This window comes from Corynebacterium confusum (genome assembly GCF_030408715.1).
Taxonomy (GTDB): Bacteria; Actinomycetota; Actinomycetes; order Mycobacteriales; family Mycobacteriaceae; genus Corynebacterium; species Corynebacterium confusum.
This window is the reverse complement of record NZ_CP047202.1, coordinates 1,080,907-1,101,413: the sequence shown is the minus strand read 5'-3', so window position 1 is coordinate 1,101,413 and position 20,507 is coordinate 1,080,907. Positions and strand designations below refer to the sequence as shown.

General features: G+C 66.2%; 19 protein-coding genes. 3 read left to right on the top strand and 16 right to left on the bottom strand.

Features of this window, described 5'->3' with window-relative positions:
• Nucleotides 1-85 precede the first annotated feature (85 nt).
• A complete protein-coding gene (locus tag CCONF_RS05185) occupies nucleotides 86-931 on the top strand; it encodes a spermidine synthase (RefSeq protein ID WP_290225927.1) in 846 nt (281 codons plus the stop codon).
• Here the strand turns inward: CCONF_RS05185 and CCONF_RS05180 are convergent.
• From CCONF_RS05180 to CCONF_RS05150, 7 genes are all read right to left on the bottom strand, one after another.
• Nucleotides 912-2,066 (bottom strand): glycoside hydrolase family 25 protein, encoded by a 1,155-nt coding sequence (locus CCONF_RS05180; RefSeq protein WP_290225925.1) that lies wholly within the window; start codon nucleotides 2,064-2,066, stop codon nucleotides 912-914. The two genes, CCONF_RS05185 and CCONF_RS05180, sit on opposite strands and share 20 nt — an antisense overlap.
• 196 nt (nucleotides 2,067-2,262) lie before the next feature.
• Nucleotides 2,263-3,399: a cysteine desulfurase family protein gene (locus tag CCONF_RS05175; RefSeq protein WP_290225923.1), complete on the bottom strand. Its 1,137-nt coding sequence runs from the start codon at nucleotides 3,397-3,399 to the stop codon at nucleotides 2,263-2,265.
• Nucleotide 3,400: 1 nt separating this feature from the next.
• A complete protein-coding gene (locus CCONF_RS05170; RefSeq protein ID WP_290225921.1) occupies nucleotides 3,401-4,348 on the bottom strand; it encodes an electron transfer flavoprotein subunit alpha/FixB family protein in 948 nt (315 codons plus the stop codon).
• Between the two features lie 39 nt (nucleotides 4,349-4,387).
• Nucleotides 4,388-5,185: an electron transfer flavoprotein subunit beta/FixA family protein gene (locus CCONF_RS05165; RefSeq protein WP_290225918.1), complete on the bottom strand. Its 798-nt coding sequence runs from the start codon at nucleotides 5,183-5,185 to the stop codon at nucleotides 4,388-4,390.
• A gap of 80 nt (nucleotides 5,186-5,265) precedes the next feature.
• Nucleotides 5,266-6,474, bottom strand: a complete 1,209-nt coding sequence (locus CCONF_RS05160; protein ID WP_290225916.1) for a THUMP-like domain-containing protein — start codon at nucleotides 6,472-6,474, stop codon at nucleotides 5,266-5,268.
• A gap of 78 nt (nucleotides 6,475-6,552) precedes the next feature.
• Nucleotides 6,553-7,380 carry an NUDIX hydrolase gene (locus CCONF_RS05155; RefSeq protein ID WP_290225914.1) on the bottom strand — a complete coding sequence of 276 codons (828 nt, stop codon included), beginning with the start codon at nucleotides 7,378-7,380 and terminating at the stop codon, nucleotides 6,553-6,555.
• Between the two features lie 63 nt (nucleotides 7,381-7,443).
• Nucleotides 7,444-8,361, bottom strand: coding sequence for an ABC transporter ATP-binding protein (locus tag CCONF_RS05150; protein WP_290225912.1), 918 nt, complete (start codon nucleotides 8,359-8,361; stop codon nucleotides 7,444-7,446).
• 58 nt (nucleotides 8,362-8,419) lie between these two features.
• On the opposite strand from CCONF_RS05150, the gene CCONF_RS05145 reads away from it, so the two are divergent.
• Together CCONF_RS05145 and glgB are read left to right on the top strand one after the other, a co-directional pair.
• Complete coding sequence (locus CCONF_RS05145) at nucleotides 8,420-10,438, top strand: maltotransferase domain-containing protein (protein WP_290225911.1); 2,019 nt, start codon at nucleotides 8,420-8,422, stop codon at nucleotides 10,436-10,438.
• A gap of 75 nt (nucleotides 10,439-10,513) precedes the next feature.
• Nucleotides 10,514-12,679 (top strand): 1,4-alpha-glucan branching protein GlgB, encoded by a 2,166-nt coding sequence (glgB, locus tag CCONF_RS05140; RefSeq protein WP_290225909.1) that lies wholly within the window; start codon nucleotides 10,514-10,516, stop codon nucleotides 12,677-12,679.
• A gap of 37 nt (nucleotides 12,680-12,716) precedes the next feature.
• Here glgB and CCONF_RS05135 read toward each other — a convergent pair whose 3' ends face one another.
• The 9 genes from CCONF_RS05135 to atpA form a co-directional block, all read right to left on the bottom strand.
• Nucleotides 12,717-13,700, bottom strand: coding sequence for a tetratricopeptide repeat protein (locus CCONF_RS05135; RefSeq protein ID WP_290225907.1), 984 nt, complete (start codon nucleotides 13,698-13,700; stop codon nucleotides 12,717-12,719).
• A gap of 29 nt (nucleotides 13,701-13,729) precedes the next feature.
• Nucleotides 13,730-14,035, bottom strand: a complete 306-nt coding sequence (locus CCONF_RS05130; RefSeq protein ID WP_290225905.1) for a thiamine-binding protein — start codon at nucleotides 14,033-14,035, stop codon at nucleotides 13,730-13,732.
• Between the two features lie 39 nt (nucleotides 14,036-14,074).
• Nucleotides 14,075-14,359, bottom strand: coding sequence for an Rv1322 family protein (locus tag CCONF_RS05125; RefSeq protein WP_290225903.1), 285 nt, complete (start codon nucleotides 14,357-14,359; stop codon nucleotides 14,075-14,077).
• A 48-nt stretch (nucleotides 14,360-14,407) separates the two neighbouring features.
• A complete protein-coding gene (gene nucS / locus CCONF_RS05120; protein ID WP_290225901.1) occupies nucleotides 14,408-15,100 on the bottom strand; it encodes an endonuclease NucS in 693 nt (230 codons plus the stop codon).
• A gap of 112 nt (nucleotides 15,101-15,212) precedes the next feature.
• Nucleotides 15,213-15,731: a DUF2550 domain-containing protein gene (locus CCONF_RS05115; protein ID WP_290225899.1), complete on the bottom strand. Its 519-nt coding sequence runs from the start codon at nucleotides 15,729-15,731 to the stop codon at nucleotides 15,213-15,215.
• A gap of 223 nt (nucleotides 15,732-15,954) precedes the next feature.
• The gene (locus CCONF_RS05110; protein WP_290225897.1) at nucleotides 15,955-16,326 is read right to left on the bottom strand and encodes a F0F1 ATP synthase subunit epsilon; all 372 of its coding nucleotides are present in this window, start codon (nucleotides 16,324-16,326) and stop codon (nucleotides 15,955-15,957) included.
• 10 nt (nucleotides 16,327-16,336) lie between these two features.
• On the bottom strand, nucleotides 16,337-17,782 hold the full coding sequence (gene atpD / locus CCONF_RS05105; protein ID WP_290225895.1) for a F0F1 ATP synthase subunit beta: 1,446 nt from the start codon (nucleotides 17,780-17,782) through the stop codon (nucleotides 16,337-16,339).
• 3 nt (nucleotides 17,783-17,785) lie between these two features.
• Nucleotides 17,786-18,775, bottom strand: a complete 990-nt coding sequence (locus CCONF_RS05100) for a F0F1 ATP synthase subunit gamma (RefSeq protein WP_290225893.1) — start codon at nucleotides 18,773-18,775, stop codon at nucleotides 17,786-17,788.
• A gap of 55 nt (nucleotides 18,776-18,830) precedes the next feature.
• Nucleotides 18,831-20,471, bottom strand: coding sequence for a F0F1 ATP synthase subunit alpha (atpA, locus tag CCONF_RS05095; protein WP_290226272.1), 1,641 nt, complete (start codon nucleotides 20,469-20,471; stop codon nucleotides 18,831-18,833).
• Nucleotides 20,472-20,507: the final 36 nt, after the last annotated feature.

Here is a 20,507-nt window from a genome sequence, read left to right as displayed (position 1 = left end):
CAACGCGGGGATAATCATCGCCATTCCCGGCCGGCGTCGGGCCGGACCCTCTGCCCGCTGGCCGCGGTGTCTACAGTAAGGGGTCATGGGTAGGAAACGGAACCGAGGCAGCGAGGCTGGCGCAGGCATCGACGGCGTCTACGACATTGATACGGGACAGGCCGAGGTGGTGGCGGATGAGTTCCGCCGCGACGGCTATATCCTCAACGTCAATGGAGTGCCCAGCAGCCACATCGTGATCGGCTTGCCGGGCGAGCTGGAATTTGAGTACATGCGCTGGATCGCCGCCGCGATCGAGGTGCTCAACCCCGTCGACCCGGCGGCGCTGCGCGTTACCCACCTGGGCGGGGCGGGGTGCTCACTGCCCCGCTACTTCGCCGACCTGTGGCCGCGCTCGCGCCACACCGTCGTGGAGCTGGACGCCAAGCTCGCGGAGCTGACCCGCACGCTTTTCGACGTGCCCCGCGCGCCCACGGTCAAGATTCGAGCGGGCGAGGCTCGCGCGGAGACGATGGCCTTCCAGCCGGCCAGCCGGGACATCATCATCCGCGATGTCTTCGCTGGGGCCACCACTCCGCGGCCGCTGACCACGGTGGAGTTCTTCGCCGCGTGCCGTAAGGCCCTGTCGGGCGCGGGCTTATACGTGTCCAACTGCGGCGATCACTCGGATCTGCAGGGCGCCAAGGCGGAGCTGGCCGGCATGGCGGAAGTCTTCGACCACCTGGCCGTCATCGCGGATCCGCCCATGCTCAAGGGACGGCGCTACGGCAACATCATCCTGATTGGATCCACAGCTCCCCTCCCCGCGGCCGGATCGGTCGAGGCCGCCGCCCTGGCCAAGCGACTTCTGGGTGGGGCGGTGCCCGCCCACTACAAGGACGAGGCTTTTACTCGCAAGTTTATGGGCGGAGCTAGCCCACGACGCGACTGACGATGCCCGCCAGCTGCTGCACGTCCAGCTGCCCGCCGTTGGCGCCGGCGGCCGCGGCGGCTTGGGTGGCGTCCGCGACCGTCTGCTCGTCGACCTCGATGCCGGCGGTATGTCCGGCGTTTTCCAGCAGCAGCGCCAGGTCGCCGACGGAGTAGTCGCCCGCTGCCATGGCCTCGAGCTGCTCGACCGGCAGGGCGCCCTCGGCGTTGAGCTTTTCCACGTAGCCGATAAGGCCCTCGGCGGCGTCGCGGTCGATGCCCACCTCACCGGCGGCATCGGCCAGCTGCGGGGCGGCGGCCACGCCAGCGGCGATGGCCAGGATGGCGCCCACCAGGGCCGTCGAATCCTTGCCCAGGTCCGGGGCGCCGGTCACCACGAGGTCCTCGAGTACCCCGCCGAAGTCGACGTAGTTGCCGGCGCTGAAGGAATCCAGCTGGGCGTGGGTGCCGTTGAACAGGTTCATGTCCACCTGGGTGGGGATGCCGGCGACCTTGCCGGAGCCCGAGCGCTGCCAGAAGGACAGCTTGTCCCAGCCGCCGACAGGCTGCGGGGCAGCGTCCTGGTAGGCGGCTAGCCACAGCGGGTACTCCGAGAACTGGGTGGTATTACCCATCTCCACTTCCCAGAAGTACTTGTAGGTGTAGATCATCGGGGTCCGACCGGTCAGCTTCTTGAGCTCGTCGGTGAATTCGCGGACCCAGGCCTGCATCTGTTGCGGGTTCTTGCCGTCGGTGACCTCGATGTCGAGCACCGGCGGTAGCGACTGGTCCGCCACCAGGGCCAGCTGGGAGGCGAAGTGCGCGGCCTGCGTCTTCGCGTCCGTGTTCGGGCGCCCGTAGTGGTAGGCGCCGACTTTCAGCCCGCTGGCGGCCGCGGCGTTAGCGTCGACGGCGAAGTGCGGGTTGCTAAAGCCCTCCCCCTCGGAGGCCTTGACGTAGGCGAAGGACTGCCCGTCGGATTTCACCTGGCCCCAGTCGATGGGGGCACCACCCGGGTGCTGGTGGGCGGCGACATCCACGCCGGCGGGCGCGGACGTAGCCAGCGGCGCGGCATGCGCGGGAGCGGTGGCGGTGACGACGAGGACGCTGGCAACAACGGCGGTCAGGGCGGACTTGAGCGACTTAGTGACGATCATGCCGGCGAGTGTACCGCCTAAACCACAATAGTCACACAAGTAACACGCGTTTCATTCTATTTTTCGCGGCAACTACCTGCCTTTTAAGCCCGAGCAAACCAAAAGGCGCTGCCCCACCCAAGGGGACAGCGCCTGTTTCTGGTGCCAAGGTGTCCCGCCTGGCGGGCCCAGCCTCTAATTTGGACGGGGCGGCGGCCTAGACGCTCCGCGCCCGAGAAATAACCTCCGGCAGGTGCGCCAGGACGTAGTCCACGTCCTCGTCGCTGGTATTTCGGCCCAGCGTGAAACGCAGGGAACCAATACCCTCGCTATCGCTGACACCCATGGCCTCAAGGACGTGGGACATGCGGTTGACGCCGGCCGAGCAGGCAGAACCCGTCGAGGCCTCAATCCCCAGCTGGTCGAGCAGCATGATGAGGCTGTCGCCGTCCGTGCCGGGGAAGGACACGTGCAGGTGCGACGGCAGCGCGGGCTCGCTGGAATTGACCACGACGTCGTCGATCTCGCGCAGGATACCCTCGCGCAGCCGGTCCCGCAGGGCGCCCACGCGCGCGGATTCGGTGGGGATTTCCGCAACTGACTCGGCCAGTGCCGCGGCCAGGCCGGCCGCACTCGCCACGTCGACGGTGCCGGGGCGGATACCGCGCTCCTGGCCGCCGCCGTAAGCGATGGGCTGCGGCGCCGGGCTGCGGCGGGCCAGCAGCAGGCCGATGCCCCGCGGGCCGCCGAACTTGTGCGCACTGGCCGCCAGGGTCGTCGCGCCCAGTTCCGCGAAGTTGATGGGCAGCTTACCAACCACTTGCACCGCGTCGATGTGGACCGGGGTGCCTTGGGCGCTGGCGCGCGCCACGATTTCCTCGACTGGCTGGAAAGCCCCGATCTCGTTGTTGGCCCACATACAGGTCGCCAGGTCCGCCGGCGTATCCAGGGGCGTCAGGTCACTGATCCGCGAGTGCCGGTCGACCGGCAGCAGATCCACGCTCGCGCCCTGCTGTTCCAGCGTGGAGACCGTATCGCGCACCGCCGGGTGCTCGATCGGGGTGGACACGATACGCCGGGTGCGCTTGTCCTGCGGGCCACGCGCAGCGGCCCGGTAGAGGCCCTGGATGGCGATGTTGTCGGCTTCAGTACCGGAGGCGGTGAAGACTACCTCGATGGGCTCGCAGCCCAGCAGCTCGGCGACCTTCTCGCGGGCGTCGTCGAGCACCGAACGCGACTTGCGCCCGGAAGCGTACTGGGCGCCCGAGTTGACGCTGCCGGCGGCTGCAACCCAGGCATCGATGGCCACCTGGCGCATGGGCTGGGTCGCCGCGTAATCGAAATAGTGGGACATTTTAGGCGCGATTCTTCAGCTGTTCGGTCAGCGCCGGGGCGATCTCGTGCAGGTCCCCGACCACGCCCAGATCGGCGATCTGGAAGAAGGGCTCGTCCTGGTCCTGGTTGACCACGACGATGTTCTTGGCCGTCTGCATGCCCGAGGTGTGCTGGATGGCGCCGGAGATACCCAGGCCGATGTAGAGGTCCGGGGTCACGGTCACGCCGGTCTGTCCGATTTGGTAGGCCGCGTCGTAGAAACCCTCGTCCACGGCGTCACGGGTAGCGCCCACGGCCGCACCCAGGGCGTCGGCGAGCGGCTCGACGACGGCGGCGAACTCGTCGCCCACGCCGCGGCCACCGGCGACCACGGTGGCGGCCGACGGCAGGTCCGGGCGGGCGGACTTCTCGACCGAGGCAAAGGACTCAACCTTGACGTCACGGTCGGTGGCGGCCGGCAGCTGCATGGCGGCGACCTCGCCGACGCTGGCCTCGGCCTCCGCGGTCACGCTGCCCGGCAGTAGGGTGTAAATCGGGCAGGAACCAGCCGCGGTGGCGTAAGCGTCGTAGGAGCCACCGAAGATGGCGTGCTGGGCCGCGCCGTCCGGGCGGATGCCGGAGACGTTCGACAGCACGCCGGAGGCCAGGCGCGCGGCCACGCGGCCGGCGATCTCGTTGCCGGTCGCAGACGCGGCAATCAGGATGGGGGCCGGGTTGGCCGCACCCAGCCCGTGCAGGGCGTCGACCTCGGGGGTCAGCAGGCGGGAATCGTAATCAGCGGCCTGGGCGTCGACCACCTGGGCCGCACCCCAGCGGGCCAGCTCCGGGGCCAGCTTGTCTCCAGTGCCGGCGGGGCCGACCACGACGGCGGAGACAGTGCCGAGCTGGCGGGCCGCGGTGATGAGCTCACCCGTGACCGGGCTCAGCTGGCCATCGGCGTGCTCGACCAAAACATAAACGTGAGACATGAAAAGAAAACTCCTTTAAGCGTGCGCGGCGAGCGGGTGTTACAGCAGGTTCTTGGACTCGAGGAACTCAACAATCTTGGCGGCCTTCTCCTCGGCGGAGCCGGTTTCTACCAGCTCGCCGGCGGTCCGCGGCGGGCGCGGGGCGGCCTCGGTGACCTGGGTGGTCGCCGAGTTCAGGCCCACCTGCGCGGGGTCGACGCCGATGGCTGCCAGGTCCAAGGTGGTAATCGGGTGCTTCTTGGCTGCCATGAGGCCCTTAAAGTTCGGGAAGCGCGGCTTGTCGGCCTTGTCCCCCACGGCGATAAGCGCCGGCAGCGGGGCGGACAGCTCCCAGGTACCGCGGTGATCCTCACGGGTACCAGTCACGGTGCCGTCGGCCAGGCCCACCGCGTGCAGCTGCGTGAGCGCCGGAATCTGGCGGTACTCGGCAAGCAGGCCAGCCAGCAAGCCGGTCTGCGAGTCGGAGGCGTCCGTGCCCATGGTGATGAGGGCAACGTCGTCCAGGGTGTTGATGGCGTTGCTTAGCGCCCAGGCGGTACCGATGGCATCCGAGCCGGCCAACGCCTCGTCGCTGACCAAGACCGCGTCGTCGACGCCCATGGCCAGGGCCTTGCGAAGGGCCTCTTCCGCGCCGGCCGGGCCCATCGTCAGGGCCACGACGCGGTAGCCGGCGTCCGGGTTCGAGTCGCGCAGCCGCAGCGCCTGTTCGACCGAATACTCGTTGACCTCATCAATGATGTTGTCCACCGCGTCGCGGTTGAGCGTGTTGTCGTCTTCCAACGTCTTAGTGGACCACGTATCGGGTACGTACTTGACCAGAGCCACGATAGTGGGCATGGGCATTCGACCTTTCCGTCAGTTTGGTTTAAGCGTTCTAGAAACTTATTCTCCGCGCCATAGTAGTAGCGAAGGCGGGGCTAATTCCATTGGCGTGGCTCACAGACCAGCGCCACGGCGCCGCGGCCCAGCCGCGTGACGACCACCGCCAGGGGGCGTGAGCCCCGCAACTTCAGCTTCTTGCGCAGCTGGTCTGGGTCGATGTTGACGCCGCGGACGAGGATCTCCAGGCTGCCCGCGTCCAGGACTTTTAGACAAGAACTCAAGCGCTTGAGGCTCACCTGCTCAATGAATGGAAATCCCGACCGGCCCGGCGGGATTGTCTCCCCCGTCAGGTAGGCGATCTTCTCGTCCAGCTGCCGCAGGCCGTGCCGCGCCGCGTAGTGCTTGACGAGGCCGGCGCGCACCACCGCCCCGTCCGGGTCCACGATGTAGCGACCCACCTCCCCGGCGGCCGGCAGCTCGTCCGGGGAAAAATCGGCGCTGCTAATCGTCTCGTCTCCGGCGCCGTCCTGGCCCGTTGCCGCACCGGAGGCGGCGTCGCCGCGCAGCAGCCAGGCCGCGCGCACCGGCTGGCCGTCTGCGGCCGGGCGCTCTGCGAGGCCCGGAGTGTACAGACAGGCTTCCTTGACCGCGCCGTCGACGCTGGCGACGACCATCGGCCCGGCCCACTCGCTGTAGTCCAGGCCGGGCGCGCACTTGACGGCCATCTCGCGGCCCGGGTAGGCGGCCAGCAGGTCCGGCAGGGCCGGCAGCAACTGTTCCGGCTTGGTGATACGCTGCCCGCCGGCCCGCCGGGCCGGATCCGCCACGACCACGCCCCGCGCGCTGACCGGCGCCAAGGCGTCGGCCACCACGAAGGGCAGCTCGGGCACGTTGTTCCGGGCCATGGCCACGCGCGTTTTATCCAGGTCGCTGCCCAGGTAGCCGATACCGGCTGCCCGCAGCGCCGGGGCCTCCGTGCCCACCGAGCAGGTGACGTCGTGGACGAAGTCCACTCCCAGCCGCGCCAGGTGCTGGGCCCGGGCACAGGCCACAGGCGCCGGGGTGGCCTGCTGGGCGGCGTCGATGTCGCTGAGCCAGGTGGCCGGGAATTTTCCGGTGCGCACGGCGCGGCGGCGGGCATCGGCCAGCTCCCCCACCGCACGCCCGTGCTCGCCGAAGCGCTCGCGCAACAGCTGGGCCTCGACCAGCGCCTTGGCCCGGGTTCCCTCCAGTTGCTCACTGACCTGCCGGATTTCCACGGCGTGGTCCTGGAAGAACCGGATGTCGGCTAGTTCGAATGCCACGGTGCAGCTTGGCCTTTCTCAGCGGGTCGGGACGGGAGGTAGGAGGACAATCAGGGGTGGCCGGCAGGGACGCCCGGCCTAGATCCGGTCGACTGGCCGGGTGGTGAAAAACTCGCGGTAGCGGGGATCGTCGACGGGGTCGCCTATCACGGGGCGCATGTCGGAATAGTCGACGTCGTCGAGGACTTCCTGCACGCTACTCAACCGGCACAGGCGCTGCAGGTTCGCCCAGGTCGGCGCCACCAGCCGCACCAGCCCGGCGCGCCAGCCGTCGATGAGCAGCTGCGGTGGGAACCAGCCGGCATCGGCGGCCTCGCCCGTGTTGCCGTCGGGTTCCTGGCCGGGCGGTAGGGTGGCGACGAAGAAGAAGGTGTCGAACCAGTTGCCGGCCGGGGAATGGCCGACCCACCGCCCCCAGGGCAGCAGGCGATCGGAGTCCATGCGCAGCGACTCCTGGCTCAGGAAGTCGGAGAAGGATAGCTCGTGGCCTTCCAGCTGGAGGCGCTCGGCGTGGAAGCGCGCGGCGTTGGATTCGACGCGCCCCTTCTCGTCGACGACCAAAAGCGTGCCGGCCTCCTCGAACAGTTCCCGGGCGGCCGCGAAGACGAGGGCGTGGGCCTTGTACTTTGTCACCCCCAACCGGCGAGCCTTGGAGACCAGCGAGGCGCCGGCCCACAGCTTGCCGGAGTCCCAGCTTCGTGGCGGGAAATCGCGCGGATCTACCCCACCGCCCGGGAAGACGGCGTGGCCCGGGTAGTTGCGCATGGTGGCCACACGCTCTTGGACCCACACCTTCAGCCCGTCGGGTTCGTCGCGAATGAGCAGCACAGACGCCGACAGCCGGCCACCGTTGAAGCCGGTCGTGTCGGTCGCGTCAATGACATCTAAGGGGTTTATCTTGCTCATCTTCTCCACCGGGACTTAGGCGCGACGAACTCTTGGGCACCAGGTAGGGAGGTTGTAACGCTCCTAGCGTACCCGGCGCGCGAAGTAGCGCTCGCCGATTCGGTCGACCTGGATGGGCTGGCCGAAGGCGCGGGTGAGGTTCTCGGAGGTGAGCACGCTATTGATGAGCCCCTTGGCGACGACCTCGCCCTCGTCCAGGATCATGGCGTGGGTGAAGCCGTATGGGATTTCCTCGACGTGGTGGGTGATCATGACGATGGCCGGGGCGTCGGCGTCCAGGGCGAGGTCCCCCAGATAGCCCACGAGATCCTCGCGGCCGCCCAGGTCCATGCCGGCAGTGGGCTCGTCCAGGATGAGCAGCTCGGGGTTGGGCATGAGCGCGCGCGCCAAGATGACGCGCTTCTTCTCGCCTTCCGACAGCGTGCCCCAGGTGCGTTCGGCCAGGTGGGTGCAGCCGGTCTGTTCCATGATCCGGTTCGCGCGGCTAAAATCCATGTCGCCGTAGTCCTCGCGCCAGCGCCCCAAGACCGCGTAGCCGGCGGAGACCACCAGATCGTCGACGCGTTCGGTGTCCGGGATGCGGTGCTGGACGGCGGCCGAGGAGATGCCGATCATGGCGCGCAGATCGCGCATGTCGGTCTTGCCGAGCTGCTCGCCCATCACGAAGGCCGTGCCCTTGGAGGGGAATTCCTCGGCCGCGGCCATGCGCACCAGCGAGGTCTTGCCGGCGCCGTTGGGGCCGATAATAACCCAGCGCTCGTCGAGCTCGACCTGCCAGTCGACTGGGCCGACGAGGGTCTTGCCCCCGCGGCGCAGCTCGACCCCGCGGAAGTCGATCAGCCAATCCTGATCGGTTTCGGCGGCGGCCGGGTCTGCCGCCCCCGTCGCGGCAGAGGAAGCGGGGCCGCGGGCGGACTGGGCGGCGGCGCGGGCGGCGGCGATTTGTTCTTGGCTAAACATCGAGGAACTCACGTGTCCCATTGTGTCTGATTTTCCAGTTGGCGGGCGACACTGAAACACCTCGACTACGCTAATTTCCATGACGACCCGCCTTGGTATTGACGACGTTCGGCCCGTAATCGACCACGGAAACCTACCCGCGAAAGGAGCAGTCGGTGAGGTCATCCCCGTCACCGCTTTAGTCTGGCGCGAAGGCCACGACGCGGTGGCTGCCAACCTCGTGGTGTACTCGCCTGACGATGCCGCCTTGTCCGCCCCCGTGTCCAACACCCGTTTGACCGCCGACCCGGAAGACCAGGATCGCGTCCACGGCGTCTTCGTGCCCGATAGGCCGGGCACCTGGCGCTTCCAGATCCAGGCCTGGTCGGATCCGGTAGCCACCTGGACGAATGCCGTCACCAAGAAACTGGCCGCAGGCCAGTCCGCGGCGGAGCTGGACAACGACCTGCGCCACGGCGCCGACCTCTTCGACCGGGCCGCCATGACCTGCAAGGATTCCGCCTCCCTGTACAAGGAAGCCGCCGAGGCCCTGCGGGATAGCACCCAGGACCTGGCCAAGCGGGTGGCGCCGTCCCTGTCCGAGGCGGTCTCCCAGGCCCTGGCCGAGCAACCCCTGCGCGATCTGGTGGTCGAAGACACCTTGCGCGAGGTCTACGTGGAGCGCCAGGCCGCGCTGTACAACTCCTGGTACGAACTCTTCCCGCGCTCGACCGGAGGCCGCGACGCAAACGGCGAGCCCGTCCACGGAACCTTCGCCACGACCGCCCAGGCCCTGGAACGCGTGGCGGCGATGGGCTTTGACACCGTCTACTTTCCACCCATCCACCCCATCGGCCAGGTCCACCGCAAGGGCAAGAACAACACTCTGCATGCCGAGCCCGACGACGTCGGCTCGCCCTGGGCGATTGCCGACCACCGGGCCACCCACCCGCAGCTGGGCACCCTGGACGACTTCCGCGCCCTGGTACGCCGCGCCGAGCAGCTAGGCCTCGAGGTCGCCCTGGATCTGGCCCTGCAGTGCTCCCCCGACCACGTCTGGGCCAAAAAGCACCCGGAGTACTTCACCGTGCTGGCGGACGGCACCATCTCTTACGCGGAAAACCCGCCCAAGAAATACCAGGACATCTACCCGCTCAACTTTGACAACGCCCCCGCCGCGCTCTACGAAGAGATTTTGGACGTGGTCTTGTTCTGGGTCGCGGCGGGCGTGAAAACCTTCCGCGTGGATAACCCGCACACCAAGCCGGCGAATTTCTGGGCTTGGATCATCCGCGAGGTCCACCGCGATCACCCAGAGGTCATCTTCCTGGCGGAGGCATTTACCCGCCCGGCGCGCCTGTTCGGCCTGGCCAAGCTGGGCTTTAGCCAGTCCTATACCTATTTCACGTGGAAGACCGCCAAGGAAGACATCACCGAATTCGCCCAGATGCACGTGGAGCAGGCCGATATCTGCCGCCCCAATTTCTTCGTCAACACCCCGGACATCTTGCACGCCTCCCTGCAGACCGGCGGGCGGGCCATGTTCGCCATCCGCGCGAGCCTGGCGGCCACCCTGTCGCCGCTGTGGGGCGTCTACTCCGGCTACGAGCTCTACGACCACCTGCCGGTCGCCCCGGGCAGCGAGGAATACCTGGACTCGGAAAAATACGAACTGCGGCCGCGCGACTTCCAGGCCGCCGTCAACTCCGGGGATTCCTTGGAGGGCTACCTGCGGCTACTCAACCAGATCCGGCGGGAAAACCCGGCGCTGCAGCAGTTACGCGCGCTGCACTTCCACGCCGCGGATAACCCCAACATCCTGGCCTATTCCAAGGCGGACGCGGTCACCGGCAACGTGGTGCTGGTTATCATCAACCTGGATCCGCGCAACCCGCAGGAGGCCACCGTCGACCTGGACCTTAGCTGCCTGGGGCGCAACCCAGGCGATGTCTTCGCCGTCCAGGACATGGTCACCGGCGCGGCCTACAACTGGTCCGAGCGCAACTTCGTGCGGCTCGAGCCCATGCGGGACGTGGCGCATATCTTCCTACTCCCGCCCGCCGAGCCGGATCTGCGCGAGCAGCTGGCCTGGCGAAAAGTCACCGACTACCGCGCCTAAGCCCCAGGTCCTTAGCCCCTGCGCCGGGGCGCATTCACCCTCCGAAGCTGAAGGAACTGACGTACAGTCATAGCCATGGATACCAGCCCAGATTTCGAGCCCACCATCGCCGCCGAAGACCTTAGCCGGCTGGACCACTGCCAGCACCACGACCCGCATGGCTTCTACGGCTGGCACGACGGGACGGTGCGCACCCGCCAGCCCGGCGCCGAGACGGTCGAGCTGCTGACCACGGCCGGGGCCACGCCCATGCGCGCGGTCGGCCACGACATCTTCGAGGCCATAATGCCCGAACAGCAGGACTACCGCCTGCGGGTGAACTACCCCGGCGGCGCGAACCGCACCGTGGCCGATGGCTATACCTTCCTGCCCACGCTGGGCACGCTGGATCAGCACCTGGTGGCCGAAGGACGCCACGAGCGCCTCTGGGAGGTCTTAGGCGCCAACCTGAAGGAATACGACACGCCGCTCGGCGCCGTCACCGGCACGGCCTTCGCCGTGTGGGCGCCGAATGCGCTGGGCGTGGCCGTCGTGGGCGATTTCTGCGGCTGGAACCCCACCCAGTACCCCATGCGCAGCCTGGGCGCTACCGGCGTGTGGGAGGTCTTCATCCCCGGCGTGGGCGCGGGCGAGCGCTATAAATTCGCCATCCAGTCCCGGGAGAACGGGCGCATCGACAAGGCCGATCCGCTGGCCAAGGCCACGCTCGCCCCGCCGGAGACCGCCAGCGTCGTCGCCAGCACCAGCTTCAACTGGACTGACGCCGAATGGCTGGCCGCCCGCGACGGCAACCTCGACCGGCCGATGAATATCTACGAGGTCCACGTCGGCTCGTGGAAGATCGGCTCCAACTACGCGACCCTGCAGGCCGAGCTCATCGACTACCTGCTGGAGCACAACTACACCCACGTCGAGTTCCTGCCGGTGGCCGAGCACCCCTTCGGCGGCTCCTGGGGCTACCAGGTCTCCGGCTACTACGCCCCATCAGCGCGCTGGGGCAGCCCGGACGAGCTGCGCGCGCTTATCGATGCCTGCCACCGCGCCGGCATCGGCGTCATCATCGACTGGGTGCCGGCCCACTTCCCCAAAGACGAATTCTCCCTCGGGCGCTTCGATGGCCGCCCCTGCTACGAGCACCCCGACCCGCGCCGCGGCGAGCAAGCGGACTGGGGCACCTACGTTTTCGACTTCGGCCGCAACGAGGTCCGCAACTTCCTGGTAGCCAACGCCCTGTACTGGGCCGAGGAATTCCACGTCGACGGCCTGCGCGTCGACGCGGTGGCCTCCATGCTCTACCTGGACTATTCCCGCGACGACTGGCTGCCGAACGTGCACGGCGGCCGGGAGAATCTGGAGGCCGTCCGCCTCCTGCAGGAAACCAACGCTACCGTCCACCGGGTCAGCCCCGGCATCCTGACCATCGCGGAGGAATCCACCTCCTGGCCCGGCGTGACCGCCCCCACCGAACACGGCGGCTTGGGCTTCGACCTGAAGTGGAACATGGGCTGGATGAACGACACCCTGGAATACTTCGGCCGCGATCCCATCTACCGCAGCCACCACCATCACGAGATCACCTTCTCGATGGTCTATGCCTATTCCGAGCGCTACGTCCTGCCGTTTAGCCACGACGAGGTCGTCCACGGCAAGGGCACGTTGTGGACGCGGATGCCTGGCGACGACTGGAACAAGGCCGCTGGGGTGCGCACGCTCTTTGGCTACATGTACTCGCACCCGGGCAAGAACCTTTTGTTCATGGGCGACGAATTCGGCCAGGTCACCGAGTGGTCGGAGGGTTCCTCCGTGGACTGGGCCAACCTGGAAGGCTGGGGGCACGAATACCACCAGGGCATTAAGCGCCTGGCCCGCGATATCGGCGCGATTTACCGCGACACCCCAGCGCTGTGGGACCAGGACTTCAATCCGGCCGGCTTCCAGTGGGTCGCCGGCGACGACGCCGCCCACAACGTGCTCGGCTACCTGCGCTACTCGCGCCAGGGCCAGACCCTGCTCGCGGTGGTCAACCTCGCGGGCAGCTCCCACCCCGACTACGAGCTGTGGGTGCCGCACGCCGGCGCCTGGGAGATGGTGCTCAACACCGACGACGGCGTCTACGCCGGCGCCGCCAACGACCTGCCGCGCCACGTGGGGACGCTCAGCCGCGACGGCAACAATTTCCTGCGCCTGCTGCTGCCGGCCAATTCGGTGCAGTGGTACCTCTACCGCGGCACCGACTCTTAAACTCGGACCCTCACCCCGGGGCCCGGGTGAGGGTGGGCTAGTACAGGGCGCTGGCCAGCTGGGTGCGGGCGGACAGCACGCGCGGATCGGCGGCGTCGAAGAGCCCGAAGAGCTCCAGGAGGCGCTCCTTGAGGCGGTCCTTGTCGCCGCCGGCGGTTCGCCGCATCCCCGCGATAAGCCGCTCGAAGGCGGCCTCCGGGCGGCCCGCGACGACGTCCGCGTCGGCGGCGTTGAGCTGGGCGTCGATATCGTCCGGGTGCGCGTCGGCCTGGCTGATGTGGTCGACTCCCTGGCCGGCCGCCGACAGGCGCTTGAGCAGCAGCGTGGTATCCCGCGCCTGCTTGATCTCCTGGTTGCCTGGCTCCTCGGCCAGGATGGCCTCGTAGGTGGCGATCGCGCCGTCGAAGTCGCCGTTGTTGAGTTGCTCCTCCGCCGCGGTCAGACGGGAATCCTCGGCCGGGGCGGCCTCCTCCTCGCCCACGGGCGTCTGGCCGTCCTGGGCGGCCTGCAGGTCGGGGCCGGGGCCTTGAAGCTGCGGGGAGACCTGCTGGACCAGGGCGTCCACCCACTGCTCGAGGGCCTCCATCGGCTGGGCACCCTCGAAGTTGGTCAGCGGCTGGCCCGCGCCGAGTGCGATAGTCGTCGGCAGGTTGCGCACGCCGAAGACCTGCGCGATCTGCGGGTGCTGGTCGGCATCGATATAGCCCACCAGGAACTTGAATCCGCCGCGCTCGGCCAGCTGGCGCAGGTTGGACTTGAGTTCCTCCGACTGCGTGGAGCGCGCGGTGCCGATAAGGGCCACGACCGGCACCTCCAGGGAGCGGCGTACCAGCTCGGCCTCGAAGTTGGCCTCGGTCACCTCGAAGAAGGCGCTCAGGCCGGCGCCCGCACCGCTCGGCGCTGCGCCCTGCCCCGGCGTCTGCGCAGCTTGCTTTTCGGCCTGGGCGCGCGCCTCGGCGCGGGCCTTGACCTCGCCCAGGTCCAGGGCGCCAGCCACCTGCGGGCCACGGGGGTTCGTCATACTAGTCCTTTCTTGGCTAATTTCGGCTGCTAGTTCTGGTTCAGGCGGCGGTGGACGGACTCGACCTTCTGGGTCAGCTGGCCGGTGTGTCCTTCGCGGATGTCCGCCTTGATGACCAGCGAGGTGCGCGGGGAGACGGCGCGGACGGCATCGGTAGCGCGCTTGATGACGTCGAAGACCTCGTCCCACTCGCCCTCGATGAGCGTGAACATCGCGTTGGTCTCGTTCGGCAGGCCGGATTCGCGTACCACGCGCACGGCCTCCGTGACGGCGTCGGCCATTTCGGCGTCCGGGGTATCAACAACTGCGGGGGCTACGGAAAAGGCAACAATCATGCCCGCCATCCTACTCGTCGGAAGCTTTACAGTGGGCCGCTAACGGCGGTCCCAGCACCCGCGGTGCCAGTGTCGTCTGTCATCGGCCTGGCCGCCGGCGTCCTTTGGCCACGCCACCACGTGGGCGACCCCGGGGAAGATGCTCTGGTTGCAGCCCGGGCACACGTAGGTCTTGACTGCGCGCGCCGCGCCAATCTGGCGCACGACGTAGGGCTGGCCAAAGCTCCAGCGTGGACCCTCTTGGACCTGGGCGCCGTAGAAGCCAGCGCCGTCGGCGGGCAGCTTCCGCGGGGCCGAGCGCTGGCGCCGGTTTCGTCGCGGCACGTCTTACCTCCTTCGAGACTTATCGCTCGCGCACATAGTTTGCGCGCGTTAGAACAGCCGCAGCTCGTTCGACTCGATGCCGCGCAGGTCCTGGTAGTCCAGGATGACGCAGCGGATGCCGCGGTCCTCGGCCAGAGTGCGGGCCTGGGGCTTGATCTCCTGGGCGGCGAAAACGCCGTGGACCGGGGCCAGCAGGTCGTCGCGGTTGAGCAGGTCCAGGTAGCGGGTCAGCTGCTCCACGCCGTCGATGCCGCCGCGGCGCTTGACCTCGACCGCCACGTGCTCCCGGTTGTTATCGAGCGCCATGATGTCGACCGGGCCGATGGCGGTCGGGTATTCGCGGCGGATGAGGCTGTAGCCCTCCCCCAGCGTCGTGATGTGTTCTGCGAGCAGCTCCTGCAGATGGGCCTCCACGCCGTCTTTGACCAGACCCGGATCCTCACCCAGCTCGACCTCGATGTCCTGGTGCACCTTCGCGATGGTGATGCGCAGCTGCTCCCCCTTGGGGTTTTCCACCAGCCAGAGGGTGTCCCCCGTCGGCTCGCCGTCGATGTCCTCGATGGCCGATTCCGTCACCGTGCACGGTGGGGTCATCCAGTTCAGGGGTTTGAAGGCGCGGTCGTCGGCGTGGATCGAGACCGAGCCGTCCGCCTTGAGCAACAACAGGCGGTCTGCCAGCGGGAGGTGGGCATCGACGCGACCGACGTAGTCGACGCTGCAGGAGGCGATTACTAAACGCATGGCTACCACCCTATCGCCTTGGCGCCGCACCACCACACACAAGGCAGGCCGGAAGCCCCCGAGATACGTAAAACCGCCCGTAACAGCGGGCGGGGTTGGAAAACTTAGGCGATTATTCGTAGTAGGACTGCCAGCTGGCGATGTCGTGCGGTAGGTTCGTGCGCATCGGGCGTTCCATCTTCTTGCGCATCTGGCGGAAATCGCGGCTTTCCTGCCGCTGGGAGGGCGCGGCTTCGACCCAGGCGGAAAACGCCATGTGCGCGTGCGGGGCAAGAGCCAATTCGTACTGCTGGTTGCGCACGATTATGTGGACGGCCTTCATGCCGGAAGAAATAAAAACCGCCTCTTCATCGTCCAGGGCGCGGGTGCCCAAGATTTCGATGTCGCGGCGGTTAAAACGGCGGTCACAGCTGGGAGAGACAGAGCGCAGCTCGTAGTACTCCACAAACTCCCCGGCGTAGGAAATGACACCATGGCGCCAACCTCGGGTGTCTTTAGCAGGGACAGAACGCATCAACATCGGCGTTCCCTTGGAGCGCAACGTGAAGAAGCGGACCGCGGCCAGGAAAACGACGCAGACCACGAGGGCGACCACGACCCAGAGGACAACAGTAACCACGGTCGAGCTCATAACCTCTCACCTTCCCTGCAAAGCGTGTTTGGCGTGGGTGCCACAAGTGATGCTCCGAGTCTAGTCGGTATCCCGCAGAAAGTGCTAATACAAAAGGCCGCATAAAAACGACAAAGCGCCTGTAAGCAGTTCCTTTTGTAGAGGAACACTTACAGGCGCAAAGCCTTAAATGACGAGAGTAGAAAGGCGGCAGTTGCTGCCCCTTACGTGCCTCTAGAGCACGCTACTTTTCCTGCGAGCGGCGCAGGGCACGCAGCCCGGCCTCACCGCGGGACTGTACGATCTGGTCGTCAGACTTGGCATCTTCCTGAGCCTGCGAGCTATCGATCTCGTCAGCCCAGACGGCCCAGTCAGCCAGGACGGTCACCTTTTCATCAGTCACCGACAGGAAACCACCCTGGACGGCGGCGAAGCGACGCTCGCCGTCCACAGGGCGGAAGGTCACGACGCCGTTCTCGACCAGCTGGCCGATCATAGCCTCGTGGCCCGGAAGCACGCCGATCTCACCCTCGGTCGTTTCCGCGGTCAGGATGCTTGCCTTACCGGTCCACAGCAACCGCTCCGGGGAAACGAGTTCTACGGTGATGTCAGCCATGTGCCACTCCCTACTTCTCGGTCATCTTCTTGTACGCAGCCTCGACGTCGTCCAAGCCACCCAGGCCGTTGAAGGCCTGCTCCGGGTAGTGGTCGAATTCGCCGTTGCAGATGCGCTCGAAGGCGTCGATGGTCTCCGACAGCGGGACGTAGGAGCCCGGCAGGCCGGTGAACTTCTCTGCGACGAAGAAGTTCTGGCCCAGGAAGCGCTCCAGACGACGGGCACGCTGCACCGTCAGCTTGTCCTCCTCGGACAGCTCGTCCATACCCAGGATGGCGATGATGTCCTGCAGCTCCTTGTTCTTCTGCAGAATACCGATAACACGCTGGGCGATGGCGTAGTGGCGCTCGCCGACAATACCCGGCTCGAGAATACGAGAGGTAGAGGTCAGCGGGTTCACTGCCGGGTAGATACCCTTCGAGGCGATGGAGCGGTCCAGCTCGGTGGTCGCATCCAGGTGGGCGAAGGTGGTCGCCGGGGCCGGGTCGGTGTAGTCATCCGCTGGCACGTAGACAGCCTGCAGCGAGGTAATCGACTTACCCTTGGTGGAGGTAATGCGCTCCTGCAGCACGCCCATCTCGTCCGCCAGGGTGGGCTGGTAGCCCACGGCCGAAGGCATACGGCCCAGCAGGGTCGAAACCTCAGAACCAGCCTGGGTGAAACGGAAGATGTTGTCGATGAACAGCAGCACGTCCTGGTTCTGCACATCGCGGAAGTACTCCGCCATGGTCAGACCAGACAGAGCCACGCGCATACGGACTCCCGGCGGCTCATCCATCTGGCCGAAGACCAGGGCGGTGTCTTGCAGCACGCCCATCTCTTCCATTTCCAGGAACAGGTCGGTGCCCTCACGGGTACGCTCGCCGACGCCGGCGAACACGGAGGTACCGGAGAACTCGCGAGCAATACGAGTAATCATTTCCTGAATCAGAACGGTCTTGCCCACGCCGGCGCCGCCGAACAGGCCGATCTTGCCGCCCTTAACGTACGGGGTCAGCAGGTCGATGACCTTAATGCCGGTCTCGAGGATCTCAGTCTTGCCCTCGAGCTGGTCGAATGCCGGCGGCTCGCGGTGGATGCCCCACTGCTCGCCGTCGCGACCCAGGCCCGGCTCGTCCAGGCAGTCGCCCAGAGCGTTGAAGACGTGGCCCTTGACCACGTCACCGACCGGCACCGAAATCGGGTTGCCGGAGTCGGTCACGGTCGCGCCGCGGACGAGGCCGTCCGTCGGAGCCATGGACACGGTACGGACAAGGTTGTCACCGAGGTGCTGAGCGACCTCAAGGGTGACGGTCTTAGCAACAGCCTCGAGCTCAATCTCGACGGTCAGTGCGTTATACAGTGCCGGCATTGCGCCGCGCGGGAATTCCACGTCGACGACCGGACCGATGACACGCACCACACGGCCGGCGGAAGCCGACGACTGTGTGTTCTGCTCTTGCAGAGCTGTAGTCATAATCTAGTCACTTTCTGCGCTTTCGGCGAGCGCGCCAGCGCCACCGACGATCTCTGTAATTTCCTGGGTAATCTGCGCCTGACGGGCCTGGTTGGCCACGCGGGACAGGTCCTTGACCAGGTCCGTCGCGTTGTCAGTCGCAGACTTCATGGCGGTACGACGAGCCGCGGACTCGGAAGCGGAAGCCTCCAAGAACATCGCGAACAAGGTGCGCGAGACGTACTGCGGAAGCAGGGCTTCCAGCAGGCTGTCCGCGTCCGGTTCGAAATCGAAGTCCGAGCCCAGTTCCTCAGTGTTTCCGCTATCGGAGAGCGCCGACTCACCCTGGTTGAGGTCCACCGTATCAATGACCGGCTCGATGGGCAGCAGCTGCTGCGCGCGAGCGGTCTGAGTCAGCATGGACTCGAACTCTGTGTAGACGACGTGCACCTGGTCGAAGCCGCGGACCGGCTGGCCCTCGCCCTCGGAGTGCAGGCCCTTGCGAGCCTTGGTGGTGCCTTCGGAACCAGCGATGAACCCGTCCACGATGTGGTGGCGGACGTCGTGCGTCTCGTCCCACATCGGGTCCTGGGAAAAGCCGGACCAGCTGCCCACCACTTCTTCCTCACGGAACCGGTAGTAGCCGACGCCCTTGTTACCAGTGACGTAGCGGGCTACCTCGTAGCCCTCCTGCTTGAGGAGAGCTTCCAGTTCGGCGGCCTTCTTAAACACGTTATTGTTGTAGCCACCGCACATACCGCGGTCGGAAGAAATAACCAGCACGGCCGCGACCTTGGCGTTTTCGCGCTGTCGCAGCATCGGGTGATCCAGCGAGCTGGCGGCCGCCAGGCGGTTCATCACAGCGTTGAGCTCCTGAGCGTAGGGCACGGATGCCTCCACTCGGGCCTGCGCCTTGGTAATGCGCGAGGTAGCGATGAGCTCCTGAGCCTTGGTGATCTTTTTAGTGGAGTTGACGGACCGGATACGGTCGCGCAATTCACGAAGAGTTGCCATGGTTTACTTTCCTCCCTTCTTAATCAATCGACTTTGTGTCCTCGTAAGCGTGAGCCTACTTGGAAGCCTTTCGGGAGACGTTGAGCTCGGTCTTCTTAACCTCGTCGGCATCGAGCGGTTCAACCGGAGCCTCGGAGCCCAGGTTGTGGCCCTCAGTGGTGCGGAAGGTCGGGGTGAAGTCCTTAGCCGCGGAGACCAAGGCGTCCTTGGACTCATCGGTGAACGGAAAGCCGCCGGCGATCTGCTCGTAGACCTGCGGGGTGTTGGCCTGCAGGTACTCGTGGATCTCGGTCTCGAAGCGACGCACATCTTCGACGGGAACGACGTCGAAGATGCCCTGGTCCGCCAGGAAGATGGATACCATCTGATATTCCACCGGCTGCGGAGAGGACTCGCTCTGCTTGAGCAGCTCAACCAGGCGCTGGCCGCGCTCCAGCTGGGCCTTGGAGGCGGAGTCGAGATCGGAAGCGAACGCAGCGAACGCCTCGAGATCACGGTACGCAGCCAGGTCCAGACGGAGGTTACCGGCAACCTTCTTCATACCCTTGGTCTGCGCGGCACCACCGACACGAGAGACGGAGACACCGACGTTAATAGCCGGGCGCACACCTTGGTTGAACAGGTCAGACTCCAGGAAGACCTGGCCGTCGGTAATGGAGATGACGTTGGTCGGAATGAACGCGCCCACGTCGTTTGCCTTAGTCTCGATGATCGGCAGTGCGGTCATCGAGCCAGCGCCCATGTCGTCGGAGAGCTTAGCGGCACGCTCCAGCAGGCGGGAGTGCAGGTAGAACACATCGCCCGGGTATGCCTCGCGTCCCGGCGGACGGCGCAGCAGCAGGGAGATGGCACGGTAGGCCTCGGCCTGCTTTGTCAGGTCATCGTAGATAACCAGGACGTGGTTGCCCTGGTACATCCAGTGCTGGCCCAGAGCGGCACCGGAGAACGGTGCCAGCCACTTGAAGCCGGCGGAATCCGAAGCAGGGGCAGCCACGATGGTGGTGTAGTCCAGCGCACCGTGGTCGGCCAGGGTCTGGCGCACACCAGCGATGGTGGAGCCCTTCTGACCGATGGCCACGTAAATACAACGGACCTGCTTGTTCTTATCGCCAGATTCCCAGTTGGCCTTCTGGTTCAGGATGGTGTCGATGCAGACCGCGGTCTTACCGGTCTTACGGTCACCAATGATCAGCTGACGCTGACCGCGACCGATCGGGGTCATGGCGTCGATAGCCTTGATACCCGTCTGCATCGGCTCTTCGACCGGCTGGCGCTGCAGCACGGACGGTGCCTGCAGCTCGAGGGCGCGGTCTTCTTCGCCCTCGATCGGGCCCATGCCGTCGATCGGCTGGCCCAGCGGGTTGATAACGCGGCCGAGGAATTCCTCGCCCACGGGAATGGAGAGGACCTCTCCAGTTCGCTTAACCTCGTCGCCCTCCTTGAGGGACTCAAAATTACCCAGCACCACAACGCCGATGGAATTGGTGTCCAGGTTCTGTGCAACGCCGATTACGCCGCCAGGGAACTCGAGCAGCTCATTCGCCATAACAGACGGCAGGCCAGAAACCTGTGCAATACCGTCAGCTGCCGAAATGACCACGCCGACCTCCTCACGGGAGGCCTCCGCGGAGTAGCTCGAGGTGTAGTTCGCAATCGCGCTACGGATCTCATCGGAGGAGATCGTCAGCTCCGCCATGTTCTTCCTACTCTCGGTAGTATCGTCCAGCAATTA